Genomic DNA, 12,328 nt, shown 5'->3' on the forward strand with positions numbered 1-12,328 from the left:
CTAGATAAAAAACCCATCACAATGACAAACAAAACAGGGGGCCAAAAAGCCCCCTTTTTGCGTCTCAACACGGCGCAAACAGTAACGCGGGGTGGAGCAGCCCGCCGGCCACGCCGACAACGTCGGAATGGACAAAAATACTCCCGGGCTGATAAACCAGCCCACAATGGTGACGCGGGGTGGAGCAGCCCGGTAGCTCGTCAGGCTCATAACCTGAAGGTCGTAGGTTCAAATCCTACTCCCGCAACCATCTAAAAGCCCTCTAACTCAAGCAGTTAGAGGGCTTTTTAGTGCCCGGAATCCGGAAGCAAATTCGCCCTCCGGAATCATATCGGAATCACTTTTGCGGAAAGAATGGCGTAGTTTGCTTGAGCCCCGCTCGTGCCGCTGCGTGCGAAAAAAACTCCGACGCGGTTCTGTGACGCTTCCGACTCGGGAAAGTGGCCTGGCCGCGAACAGACATCGGCGGCTGGGCATCCCCGCAGACGGATGCACTCAGTTCAACCATCTCCCTGGATTGCAGTGGAGACAGGGAGCGCCCGCCATTCGTTGACCAGTCAGCCCAATAGGTCGCCTCTGGTCGGCATTCCCTGTCCCTTAGAGTTGCGATGTCCGCGTCGACTTGTCGAGACGGCGGTGGATCAGCGACACGATCGTCAGCAAATCCTCCGCATCATCCTTGGTCATCTCCCAATGGATGCGCGCCTCATGCGCCGTAGGATTCCTGAACATGCCAAACGTGCCTCTGACGAGATTGGCAAAGCCGCTCTGTTCGCTTCTCTCGCTGATCGTCGATCGGGAGTTGATCGCCAGCATCGGGGATACCCCGCCGAGCGCCTGATCGACGAGACTGCCGCCATCGTCAGTGACGCCGGTCAGGCGCCGTATCTTATCGGCTACGCTCTTCACGGCTTCCTGCACAGCATGAAAATAATTGTCGGCCAATAACTCGGCCCTGCAAAATGCAAGAACGTCCGGGTGAACACCGCGACCTTCCAGGTCCGTCCGCAAATCCCGCGCCCGGCGTTGTGCTTCAGGGAGAGTTGTCGCCTGCGCCACGCTTTTCAGTGCGCCTGTTTCGTCAACGACAAGACCGGCGAAGGCCAGCGCCTGATTGAGCGCAGCGCGCATCGGTTCAAAGCGATGGGGTTCGCGGCTGTAGCGTGCCGGACTCATCGCGAGCCGGATGAACTCCAGCACATGGGTCCTATTGCGCTTGCTGTTCTGACTTTCCGCGAACGCATTATAAATGCGTAACCGTTTCGTGCTCTGGCCAGGATCGACCATTTTGGCAGACTGAAGCAGAAAGCCGATTTCACTGTTCTGCAGGCCGTTGTCGGTGTCACCGAGCGCCCCCGCAATTGCCTCGAGTTGATCCTGCAAAAACAGCTTCATCTGCGTGTCTGACCTCTCTCAAACCGGTCGGAAGATGCGGATCACGGCCGCCTGTTTTCCTGTTGTGCGAAGTTCGAAATCGCTCCGGAAAGGTCCCCGGCCGTCCGGCTTTCTTCCATTCGAAACAGCAAGCTCAAAGCCGGCGGGATCAAGCCAGCGCATTCTTTCACCTTCCTCCACGGGTATGACCGCGTATCGTTGCCGATGGCCATTCGTACCGGTGAGGTCAGCGTTGAATAACTCCGGGGCTGTTTCGGGCATTTCCCGTCGCGGCAAGCTCGCCTGCCAGCGCTGGAAGAGTTGAGGGTCGATGCGATCTTCGCTGTCCGGCTCATCGATATCTTCCTCGATCCATGCATCGAATTCCAGGCGCCGGGCCGTGGCTGCTTCTCTGGTCCGCGCCAGTCCTTGCGAAAGGCAGAAGGCAACGAAGGGATCATGGGTGCCCCAACGCAGCAGTTCTCGCGCCCAGAAGCCGAACCATGGCAAGCCGGTCGTTTGCTTCCAGTCCGCCAGCGTCGGCGTGGTCACGGCGTCAGGCGCGCCATCGGACCAGGCTTTGGCGACAACAGCGCCAATCGCGACGCCCAGCCGGAATTCGAGATTGTCGGCCACGAAGCGTTGCCACGCGCGCAGGCTTTCCGCGTCCGGAGCTCTGGCGCCCGGCTCGTTCATCCACCAGCCCAGCACGTCATTCCATTGATCGAGCAGCGCCTGATCACCGAGGGTAGGGCGCACGCGGAATCCGAATCCCTTATCGCCCTCGAGAAGGCTGCCAATTTGCTCGAACAGGTCGATCCGCCCTTCGGCGTCGAGCGCACCATAGTCGACCGCGCCGGCAATCGAGGCCAGGATCTGCGCCGCAACCGCCTCAAAACGCCGACCCACCCAAGGCGTGAATCCATATTGGTAGAGGCGCTGCCGTTCGCCAGCGTCGGGATAGATATGCTGGATGATCCCACTGCCGCGACGGATGAATGCGACCTCCAGCCACGCCTCCTGCTCGGCCGCGACGGCCGTGAATGTCCTTGCCCAAAGCGCGCGTAACTGTTCTTCGGCGCGGGCGGGCGTCATCGCCCCCTCTTCATCGCGCTCCGTCTCGGCAAGCGCGGTCAGCAGCACGCTGTCGAGTTCATCCATCGCATCGGCGAGGCGCGATGTCGGATCGCTTGCTCCCGTCCCCGCATCGCCGCTGACGGTTCCCGGAGCTGTTCGCTCCAGCCAGTCCATGAAAGCGTCCGGCGCTATTCGCAGCAATTCGTTCGCCTTGCGCCAGATTCGAGTCAATAGCAGCGCCAGCGGGCTTTCGGCCGCATCGGCTTCCTGTTCCTCGGCGAGCAATCTGCGGGTCAGTTCCTGATACTCGGCCGTCCACTCGCGAAGTTGGCGTTCCTGAACGGGTCTGGGCGCCTTCGGCTTCGTCGAATTCGACGTCGTCGAAATCCGTGTCGGCAACGCCACCAGCGTCATACCCTCGATACCGCGTGCGGCGCCGGGTCGCCCGGCTCGACCAGCCAGGTTGCGGAACTCTGATGTAGAGAATGGCGCGACGATCGGGGCTTCCTCGACCGGATCCCAGGAGCGTCGCTTGAGTGAAGTCAGAAAGATAAGGTCGAACGGGAGATTGACACCTTCGGTCAGCGTGGCCGTCGCCACTGTAATTGGACAGATTTTCCGATCGATCATCTCGACCATCAGGCGGCGTAGCCGCTGCGGCATCTGGCCATGGCTAGTGGCGATGCCACGATCGAGCAGGAACAGTTCGAAAGAATCGGCCCCGCAATAATCGAGGCATGCGGCACGGGCTTCATCGAAGCGGTCGCCCAGAAATCCTTCCGGCCGCTCGAATTCGACGACCGCTTCCCAGGCGCCGAGGGCCAGTGCCTCGCTGAACCAGCGCATCGTCTGCTCGGGCTCCTGCGCGACCGAAATCAGGATGCGCTGCTCTTCACGGGCCAGATGTAGAGCCGTCCACAGGACGCTCAGGCTGTTGAAACGATTGAGGCTGTTACGCCATTGCGCCGCCAGCAGGGGCATGGGCGCGAAACGAAGCGGGAGATAGACGGGGTTCTCCTGGCCCCGCAGATAGAGCGGCTTACCATTCATGAGGTCGAGCAGGATCTGCCCGGATGATCCCGGCGCGGTTTCCAGCACACCGATCACCTGCCGCGTGCTGCGGTATCGGACGCCGACCGCCTTGGCTTCTGCATGTCCCTCGATCCATCGCGCCACCGGGCCGGATGCGCCGCCCGCTACTGCCGTCAGCGCAATCCGGGTGACTTCCGGGCGCTGGGCAAGGATTCGCGACACAAGGTTCTCGAGGCGGAGCGATCGATTGCTGTGGTCGGAAAAGCTGACGGCCGTCGCCTCGCTGGCTTCGGGCACGACCTGATGCGCTTCATCAATGATCAGCAGGGAGAGCCGCGCGATCAGCAGCTTGCCCAGATAGCGCAGCAGGGCATCGGCCTTTTCGACGGTGGCGATCAGGACCACCGGCTCTTCACTGGTCAGCCAGGCATCGGTAATCCCCCAGTCCGCACCGCCATAGAGACCGGTGACGATGACATCGCCACGCAACTCCGAACTGAGCTTGGCTTCCACCTCGCCAGCGAGCGCTCTTGAAGGGACAATGTAGAGCGCCAATGGCCCGAGCCCGTCCGGCGCTCTGAGCAGCAATTCCTTGATGAGGGCCAGATTGGCGACAAGCGTCTTGCCTGACCCCGTGGGGGTGCAAAGCGCGAAACTCGATTCCCGAAGAAGCCGTTCAATCCCATGAAGCTGGGACGTCCATAGGATGCCCCGATTGCGGCTGAACTGGTCACGGGCATAGCGTAGCAGCCGGTCGGTGCGTTCCGGACGCAAGGCAGCAAGGCGCCGCAGCGGGGTGAAAATCGATGCGGCGACATAGCGGTCTGCAACCTGTCGCATCAGCCCGATCACCAGCGCGGCATCATGGCTGAACAGCTGGTTGGCAAGGTCGTCCAACGCTCGCAGCTTGGCCATCGCGGGCGCCAAACGCTCATCGTCCCCGCGTCGAAGGCTGTCGGCGATCAGGCCGAGCGAGCGCACCAGTTCGACGGTCACGGTCCACAGGAAACCGGGCGTATCGTCTTCACCGTGCATGGCGGCGAATATGGCGTTCTCGGCGTCTGCGCTCGTCAGTCCGGGATTGGCTCGCCAAAAGGCGGCGCTCCGCTGCACGACCCTGTCGAAATCCGCGCGGAGGAAGGCGGAATAGAGGCGGACACCTTCATGCTCGCTCTCGATCTGATCCAGCAGCCCCGACGCCATCGCGGGCAAACCGCCTAGTTGGTACGCCGCAGCGGCGAGAAGTTCGATGGGTACGATGCCGCGCACGCCATCCTCGGCCCGCGAGAGCCATTCGAGAATTTCTCCCGTTCGCCGGTAGCAATCGACCGCTCGGGGGGATTCTCGGCCTTCGATTGTGCTGAATATATGGGCGGCGTGAAGAAGCCGGCGCGCGTCGTTCAACTGACTTGCCGATTCGCGGTCGCCCCAGCCAATCGTTGGAACCTGCCAGGTCGTCTGCAGACAGCGGACATAGGCGCGCGCCTGGGGCCGGGTGAGCGCGTTCTCGATTGCGAGGGCCTGCCGGATCTGTTCGGCCAGGACCAGGCGTTCTTCGTCAAGCGCAGCCATCAGCCCTCACTCCAGAGAAGGGCGTAGAGGTCATCGATCAGGCTGTCGCCATCTTCCAGAATGACCTCGACAACCTGCAGATCCCGTCCGGCCTTGTAATCGGCGGGCCTTTCCTCCCAGCCCACGACGGTCTCACTCGCCTCACGTTTGGCGGCGCCATTGCCGCAGATCACGACAAGGTCGGTTCGCTCGGGCTGTGGTCCGAGTTGCATGACAGCACGGTCAATCGATACGATCGTCGCCGCATGGCCTTCCCGGTCACGCTGTTCGAGCAGGAACTGCAATTGCCGCAGGCCATGTGGGATGGCTGTGTCCCGGTTCATCTCGAACCAGATCCCCTTGCCATTATGCTCGAGTTCGTTCGTGTCCGGATTGCGCACCTTCTTGCCGTGCAGCAGCGCCGCCACCGCCGATTCGGTCAGCGTCTTTCGCCACTTGGCTTCGCCGGCAATGACGCGGATGACTTCACCGCCGCCATTCAAGGCGATGCCGACAAAATCTGTGCCGTGGCGGCCATAGATTTCCCGCACACGTTCCGGATCGAAGCGCAGCGCCCAGAGATATTTCTCGACATCATCATGTTCGCGAAACAGAAAGATCGGCACGCGCCAGGCATGCTGACCGACAAAGTCTTCCTGATAGGCCTCGGTTACGAGGCCGGCCATCACTTCCCCGAACAGGCCCCTGAGCGCCTTGGACGGCAGGCAGTTGGGATAGGCGATGACAGGCGCCGCCGCACCGTCGGGATGCAGGCTGATGCCGATCTTGCGGTGGAAATATTCCCGGGCATCGAGATGCGCCGACTCGAAATAGGGGCGCAGCGCGGTGATCAACTCGTCATCGATTTCCTGCTGCTGCTCGAGCAGGAGATGGCCGTAATTGCCGCCGCGCACCGTACCATAGGCTTTGAGCCAGGCTTCGAGCGCTTGTTTGGGAGGTGGGCAGTCATGCATTGTCCGTCTCCCTCGAAAGAGGGGTTAACCGGTCAAGCTTGGCGAGGAAGAAGCGCTCGCTCCATAGGTCGAGCGATTTGGTTTCGGCGGGGCGCAGGAAGCGGCGTACATCCTCGGCCGCCGCGTTCCAGTCGATCTTCGCGATTGTGTCGCCGAGCGCCTGTTTGAGCCAGGGCATGTCGACGACGATGCTCTCGTCTCCTGCCCATGGGCCAGCCTGAATCAGCGCGGTGCGGAGCAGGGTGAGGTTGGGCGCGGTTCCCCTGGCGACATACCAGGAGAAATCATACCAATCCCTGCCCTTGAGGAAGCCGCGGCAGAGCAGGGCATGGATCTTGAGTGCGAAATTGGATGGCAGATCCTGGTGGCGCACTTCATGATCGGCCGGGAAGTCGAGATAGGTCGCATCCTCGTACGAGCCGGTGGGTGGGTTAACATCGATCTCCAGCTTGATCCGGATCGTCCGGGGTTTGCCGGTTCCCGCGAAGGACAGGTCGAGTTGGCTCGCGATCGAATCATTCTTGAGCAGGGCCTGCCGGATCGCGCTGTCCATCTTCGCTTTGGGCAGCGCGTCGAGTTTGAGCCCGAACTGCTCGAAGACCTCGACCAGTATCTTGAGATAGGGCGACCAGTCGAAATCCGGGTCAGGCACGCGCAACAGAAAATCCAGATCCTCCGAAAAGCGGGGCAGGCCATGCAGGATGCGCAGCGAGGTGCCACCCTGGAACAAGGCGACGTCGAAGAAATCGCCGCGCCACAGGGCATAGAGCGCGATCTCCTGGAGGATTTCCTTGACGGCATTCTCCTCCTCGAGCGCATTGACCGCTTCATATCGGCGCAGCTTTTCCTTGATGATGTCAATCATGGGCTGGTGATTGCTTTCTGGCCGGGAGTACGGTGCTTTCCAGCGCGGCGAGGAAGGCGTTGACTGCCTTGTGCTTGTACACGGGTTGGAGCTTGGCAAAGTCCTTGCGACGGAGCGCGGCAAGCCTGTCTTCCTCGATCCGCATTCCCTCGATGACCCAGTCGATCCCGGTCCATGGCTGCTTGCGCAGCGCGACGAGATCCATCAGCGCGCGCAGGGGCTGCGCGACGAACGCCGTGAGGTTGCCGATGGGGGTCCGATCAACGCCGGTCAGGAAGCGATAGTCGGCGATGGCGAGCGGGTGAAAATCGAAGGGGCCGAAGTCCGGCGTCTCATAATGCAGCGTCTTGCGCCCCGGCGAGACGCTGGCGGTGACGAAGACACCTTCGGGAATCCAGCCATGATAAGCGAGCGCGCTTTCGAAGGAGACATAGCTCCCGGGCAGCAGACTTTGCGCGATCGCGAAGGGATGGACCATCTCGCTGCGATAGCGTGATCCTAGCAGATAGGTGCCGCGCTTGACCCGGAGCAGCGAGCCATCCTTGAGCGCGCGATTGACCAAACCATAACGCCGCGCATCGCCGCCGCCGAGCAAGCGTCCCAACTGGCGTTCGCTCAGGATATGATCGGCGAGACCTGCCGCCTTAATCTGCTGTGCCAGGGAGGACATGAAGTTCTTGATACTTCCAAAATATGAAAGTTTCCAGAATTTCTTTGTCGTGGGCTTAAAGGGGAAAGCCTTCCCCTGCCGGGCAGCCACGCTTTGCGAGTCTCCCCGGACCCCTTCGAACGGGGCTCGCGCCCCGTAACGCCCCAATAGAGGGAGAGGAAAGCCGGTTGGCCGTGACGGGTTGAGGGTGGCGAGAGAGGCTCGCCGCCGGCCCGCCGCGGAGACAGGCCATGGCATCTTCACGCCGCACCCGCTCGACGACCGAACGGGTGAACCTCTACGAACAGATCACCAACCGCATCATCGCCGAACTCGAATCCGGGCGCGTGCCCTGGGTTCAGCCCTGGGGTTCGTCCCGCGCCGCGATCGGCATGCCCTACAATGCCGTCAGCAACCGGCGTTACAGCGGCCTCAATATCCTGACGCTGTGGAACGCCGTCGTCGAACGCGGCTTTGCCGGACACGCTTTCCTGACCTTCCGGCAGGCAATCGCGCTCGGCGGCTCGGTGCGTAAGGGTGAGCATGGCGTCGGCATCATTTATACTCGCCGCTTCATCCCCGGCGAAGAGCGGCGTCGCGCCGAGAATGAAGGACGCGAACCTTCGGGCGGCATCCCCTTCCTCAAGAGCTTCACCGTCTTTTCGGTCGAGCAATGCGACGGGCTTCCCGCCCATATCTGCGAACCGCCGCCGCCGATCCCCGAAGGGCTGATCCTCCCGCAGGCCGAGGCGCTGATCGCAGCAACCGGTGCCGATTTCCGCATTGGCGGAGCAATGGCTTATTATTCCCCGCGCCATGACTATGTGCAGGTGCCACGGCCGGACGATTATTTCGAGCCGGTGAACTGGCACCGGACGGCGCTGCATGAGCTGTCGCACTGGGTCGGCCACCCCTCGCGTCTCAATCGCGATCAGAGTGGTATCTTCGGATCGCCCGGCTATGCGCGGGAAGAACTTATTGCAGAGATTTCAGCAGCTTACTGCTGCGCTGCGCTGGGAATCGCACCCACCGTCCGACACGCCGATTATATAGGCTCCTGGCTTGAAATCCTCAAGGACGATCATCGCGCCATCCTGCGCGCCGCCAGTGCTGCCTCGAAGACGGCCGACTATCTGCTCGCCTTCCGGCCTGAATCCGCGCTCGCCGCCAATGACGACGATCCGGACCCCGATCCCGACTGCGCCATGGCGCTCGAAGGGAGGGCTGCGGCATGATCCTCCTCACCCCAGAATTACGCGACCAGCTTCGCGCCAACGACCTTGCCCGGTGCGAAGCGCTTCGTCGCGGCGATCGGGCACCCGATCCGGTGCCGGTGGTCCGTTTCTTCAATCCGGTCGGAGCGGCCACCTGGCTCGCGACCGAGCTGGATGAGGACGACATTTTCTTCGGCCTCGCGGACCTCGGTTTCGGCTGTCCGGAGCTGGGTAGCTTTGCGCTGGAGGAGATGGAGGCGATCCAGCTGCCTTTTGGTCTCGGCATCGAGCGCGACACCCTGTTCGAAGGCGCGTTTCCGCTTTCGGTCTATGCCGAAGCCGCCCGCCGCGCCGGCTCGCTGATTGAAGGCGAACGCATCCTCTATCGGGCTTCCCGGGCCGCGAAAGGTGGTGCGTGATGCGCTTCGCCAAATGGCCCCGGCCCACCGCCTATGAGGAGACGTCGCGCAAACGCGCCGCCTTCGCCCATAAGCAGCGGCGCGAGCGCGAGGCGCTGCCACTCTTCGCCGATCTGATCGCCAGAGGGCAACATAGCGTCGAGGAGGAGATGGCGCGCCGGGCCGAATGGTGGCCCCGCCAGCAGCAGGACCGGCGGGACGCGCGCGCCGCCGTCTGGCGCTCGGCACGGGCGAGCCTGTTCGCCTTTCCCGAAGCACAGCGCCGGACGATCCGACGGGCCTGGCGGGATTGTCCCTATCCGGGCGATCCCTCAAGCTTCTCGGACCTGTTGCACCAGATCCGCATCGGCAAGGTCGATCCGGGACGGCCGCCGTGGAAATATCATGCGCGTCCGCAGGCGCGCATGATAGCGACTCCTGTCCGTTTCGGCGACGCCTTCAAGCGGGTCGGCCAGCGCAGGATCGAGCCCGCACCCGGCTTCCCTCCAGTCGAGGCGCCCCAATATTGCGGTCATCTCGGGCATGGCATCCTGTTCATCGACGCAGTGCCGCCGGTCGACGCCGATGGTCTTACAACCTTCCAGGTCCGGGGCGTCTGCACCGATGCCGATATCGCGCTGATCGGCCGACTTGCCGAAGCAGAGCGGCAGCAGCCGGTTCGGGTGGTGCGGGTCGATCTGCCGCATACCCGCGCCACCGGTTTCTCGCATCGCCTCCTCATCCTCGCCTGTTCGGCGACCAAGCGGCACGATCCGGGATGGATGCCGGCCTGGGAGCGCTATGACGGGCCGCTCTGGCAGACTTGGCGTAGTGTCGATCCCGATCGCAAGCTCGCGCGCGTCAGCTTCCTGTCGGCGCGCTACGGCTTCGGCGCGGGCGACCGGCCGATCGAGGATTATGATGCGCGGCTGTCGCCCGATCTCGCTGACCGTATGATCGCGGGTGGCATGACGATGCGCTGGCCACGGCCGCCGAGCCCGAACAAGCCCGACAATTATGGCTCGCATCCCGGCTGCGAGATCGCCAGCCTCTGCTATCATGGCACGCGGCCCTTCACTGACGTCGCGCTGGTCGGTGGCGGCCTCTACCTCAAGGTCATGCGCGCCTTCCTCGAAGGCTTTCGCGAGATGCGCTGCATCACCCCCGATGCCGAGATCACCGAAATCAACGCCGGGATCGGCGTGATGCGCCAGCGCCTGCGCGCCTGGCTCGAACAGGGGCGCGGGCCATGAGCGATCCGCGCGCCCGTGTCGGGCATAATGGCGGGCCGGCGCTCGACGAGGAGGACAACGGCTCGCCGACCCCGCGCTATTGCAAATACTGCCGGCACTGGTCGCCGCCGTCCGATTGGGACGTGCGCGCCTATGATGCCTTCCAGCTTGGTCTCTCGAAAAGGCGGGTTAAGCGTCCGTCTGGCACCTGCGACCGGGTACTGATGCAGGCGGGCAAGCCGCTGGCTTTTTCGGCGACGGTCGACACCTTCGGATGCCTGAACTTCTCGGCGAAGCCGCCGGCGCCGATTGTGCGCGGGCGCGGGTTCGTCACCATCTATGAAGGCGATCGGATCGTCTGGCAGGGCCATGAGGAGGATGTGCCCGAGGAACATCGCTGAGCATCCCGATCCGGCGCATGCTATGGAGGGACCGTCGTTCCGCTGGAGTCGCGCCGATGCCCAAAAACCGTCAGACCTTTCACGATCCGCTGGACGAACTGCCGCCGGTGACGATCGAAATCCTCAAGGGTGACATATTGCGCTTCACCCAGGTCGACGCGGATGGACGGACCAACGTCGTGACCTTCTCCGATCGTCTTGCGGTCCGGCGGGGCGTGTTCGATGCCGCGCCTGTGGGCACCGAAAGGCTCAGAGCGGAAGCCTGAGCTGATTGATATCGGGCGCGGGCACGCCTTCCAGTTTCTCGATGATCGTTGCCGCGAGCGTATCGGCGGCCCGTTCACGCATATGTTTATCGGGCATCGTCAGCCCAACGGGTGCCCAGCCCGGCGCCGCCAGCAAGATGGCGGACAGTTCCTGTCGTTCGATTCGTTCCATGTGGACATGAGAACAAATAACGAACATTCTGGCAATCGACTTGCGATGAATACCCCCGCCGCCGTGCCTTGACGCGCGCTCGCCAAGGCTGACTTCAACGGCGCTGTCAGTGCGCGGCGAAGCCTTCATGGTAGGAAACCTCGCCCGCGCAAGGCTCGCCTGACAGGATCAGCGACTGGAAATATTCCGGCGGAACATCGCCATAATGCAGTGCATGATCGCTGCTGAACCCGAAGCGACGATAATATGCGGGGTCGCCGAGCAGGACGCATCCCGCCGCGCCCCGTTGCCGAAGTTGCTGCAATCCCTCCCGGATCAAGGCGCTGCCGATGCCACCGCACTGGCGGTTGGGCCAGACCGATACCGGCCCCAGGCCGAACCAGCCCAGATCCTTGCCGCCGATCAGCACCGGCGAGAAGGCGATATGCCCCACGATCTCGCCATCCTGCTCCGCGACAAGCGAGAGGGTGAGCGCGCCGGCAGCTCTGAGCGCGTCGACGATCGCGCCTTCGGTCTGGCTGCTGTGTTCGGCATGTTTGAAGGCGGCTTCGGTCAGGGCGCGAATGGACGAGATGTCGGCGGGTGTTTCGGCGCGAATGATCATCAGGCTCGTCTGGCGGGTCCGTCCCGCTCGGGCAACAGCAACATGCCCGTCAGACCGTGAACAGCGCTCGACATGCGCCCGAGCATAGGGGCGTGGGCGGCCTGCCTGCGGCGGCGCCCAAGAGCGAGAGGATCCCTGCGGGTCTCGTGACGGGCAGGAAGCCGGGAGAGAGTCTCGCGGTCGCTCGTCATGGAGAACCCCATGACCCAAACCACCTCTTCGCATCCTGTCATTGCCCGCCTGCGCGCCTTTGTCGCGGCCTGGCTTGTGATGGAAGCAACACCCGACATGGACGCCGCAGATTATGAGGCGCGGGTCCATGAAACCCGCCTGTCGCCAGGCTTGTCGCTGCTGGTCATCCTTCTGGGAGCGCTCCTGTGCTGGGCGGCAGTTCTGGTTCTGGCCGGTATGCTGTGAGGGCGCCGGGTGGTGTCGGGGGTGAGCGACACGGGCCTGCCGGTGGCAGGCCCGGAAGAGGAAGAGGGAAGCCGGGGCTTCGTGACGGGCTGGGAGCCGGGA

The 12,328-nt window shown here is 62.9% G+C and carries 13 protein-coding genes and 1 tRNA gene; 7 read left to right on the forward strand and 7 right to left on the reverse strand.

The window, feature by feature from the left end:
- The first annotated feature begins 173 nt into the window (after window positions 1-173).
- A tRNA-Met gene (locus ACODRZ_RS21755) sits at window positions 174-250 on the forward strand.
- A gap of 347 nt (window positions 251-597) precedes the next feature.
- On the opposite strand, the gene ACODRZ_RS21760 is transcribed toward ACODRZ_RS21755, so the two are convergent.
- From ACODRZ_RS21760 to ACODRZ_RS21780, 5 genes are read right to left on the reverse strand one after another with little or no spacing between them, the layout of a single operon-like run.
- On the reverse strand, window positions 598-1,395 hold the full coding sequence (locus ACODRZ_RS21760) for a TIGR02391 family protein (protein ID WP_087575911.1): 798 nt from the start codon (window positions 1,393-1,395) through the stop codon (window positions 598-600).
- Between the two features lie 18 nt (window positions 1,396-1,413).
- Complete coding sequence (locus tag ACODRZ_RS21765; protein ID WP_006954977.1) at window positions 1,414-5,055, reverse strand: DEAD/DEAH box helicase; 3,642 nt, start codon at window positions 5,053-5,055, stop codon at window positions 1,414-1,416.
- On the reverse strand, window positions 5,055-6,008 hold the full coding sequence (locus tag ACODRZ_RS21770; RefSeq protein ID WP_006954980.1) for a hypothetical protein: 954 nt from the start codon (window positions 6,006-6,008) through the stop codon (window positions 5,055-5,057). Before ACODRZ_RS21770 ends, ACODRZ_RS21765 begins: the two co-directional genes overlap by 1 nt.
- The gene (locus ACODRZ_RS21775) at window positions 6,001-6,873 is read right to left on the reverse strand and encodes a nucleotidyl transferase AbiEii/AbiGii toxin family protein (RefSeq protein WP_006954982.1); all 873 of its coding nucleotides are present in this window, start codon (window positions 6,871-6,873) and stop codon (window positions 6,001-6,003) included. The genes ACODRZ_RS21770 and ACODRZ_RS21775 overlap by 8 nt, the downstream gene beginning before the upstream one ends.
- Window positions 6,866-7,543 carry a type IV toxin-antitoxin system AbiEi family antitoxin domain-containing protein gene (locus tag ACODRZ_RS21780; RefSeq protein ID WP_006954983.1) on the reverse strand — a complete coding sequence of 226 codons (678 nt, stop codon included), beginning with the start codon at window positions 7,541-7,543 and terminating at the stop codon, window positions 6,866-6,868. Before ACODRZ_RS21780 ends, ACODRZ_RS21775 begins: the two co-directional genes overlap by 8 nt.
- A 230-nt stretch (window positions 7,544-7,773) precedes the next feature.
- On the opposite strand from ACODRZ_RS21780, the gene ACODRZ_RS21785 reads away from it, so the two are divergent.
- From ACODRZ_RS21785 to ACODRZ_RS21805, 5 genes are read left to right on the forward strand one after another with little or no spacing between them, the layout of a single operon-like run.
- Complete coding sequence (locus ACODRZ_RS21785; RefSeq protein WP_293778710.1) at window positions 7,774-8,757, forward strand: ArdC family protein; 984 nt, start codon at window positions 7,774-7,776, stop codon at window positions 8,755-8,757.
- The gene (locus ACODRZ_RS21790) at window positions 8,754-9,155 is read left to right on the forward strand and encodes a DUF2958 domain-containing protein (protein WP_087573771.1); all 402 of its coding nucleotides are present in this window, start codon (window positions 8,754-8,756) and stop codon (window positions 9,153-9,155) included. Before ACODRZ_RS21785 ends, ACODRZ_RS21790 begins: the two co-directional genes overlap by 4 nt.
- On the forward strand, window positions 9,155-10,387 hold the full coding sequence (locus tag ACODRZ_RS21795; protein ID WP_087573772.1) for a hypothetical protein: 1,233 nt from the start codon (window positions 9,155-9,157) through the stop codon (window positions 10,385-10,387). Before ACODRZ_RS21790 ends, ACODRZ_RS21795 begins: the two co-directional genes overlap by 1 nt.
- The gene (locus ACODRZ_RS21800) at window positions 10,384-10,767 is read left to right on the forward strand and encodes a hypothetical protein (protein WP_087573773.1); all 384 of its coding nucleotides are present in this window, start codon (window positions 10,384-10,386) and stop codon (window positions 10,765-10,767) included. The genes ACODRZ_RS21795 and ACODRZ_RS21800 overlap by 4 nt, the downstream gene beginning before the upstream one ends.
- Before the next feature lie 56 nt (window positions 10,768-10,823).
- Entirely contained in the window at window positions 10,824-11,033 is a 210-nt protein-coding gene (locus tag ACODRZ_RS21805; RefSeq protein ID WP_087573774.1) for a hypothetical protein, read from the forward strand.
- Here the strand turns inward: ACODRZ_RS21805 and ACODRZ_RS21810 are convergent.
- Both ACODRZ_RS21810 and ACODRZ_RS21815 read right to left on the reverse strand, forming a co-directional pair.
- Window positions 11,017-11,334: a DUF6771 family protein gene (locus ACODRZ_RS21810; protein WP_254911425.1), complete on the reverse strand. Its 318-nt coding sequence runs from the start codon at window positions 11,332-11,334 to the stop codon at window positions 11,017-11,019. The genes ACODRZ_RS21805 and ACODRZ_RS21810 overlap by 17 nt on opposite strands.
- Window positions 11,312-11,809: a GNAT family N-acetyltransferase gene (locus ACODRZ_RS21815; protein ID WP_087573775.1), complete on the reverse strand. Its 498-nt coding sequence runs from the start codon at window positions 11,807-11,809 to the stop codon at window positions 11,312-11,314. Before ACODRZ_RS21815 ends, ACODRZ_RS21810 begins: the two co-directional genes overlap by 23 nt.
- 201 nt (window positions 11,810-12,010) lie before the next feature.
- Here ACODRZ_RS21815 and ACODRZ_RS21820 point away from each other — a divergent pair, with 201 nt between their 5' ends.
- Entirely contained in the window at window positions 12,011-12,226 is a 216-nt protein-coding gene (locus tag ACODRZ_RS21820) for a hypothetical protein (RefSeq protein ID WP_087573777.1), read from the forward strand.
- Window positions 12,227-12,328: the final 102 nt, after the last annotated feature.

The organism is Novosphingobium sp. FG90, from assembly GCF_057808725.1.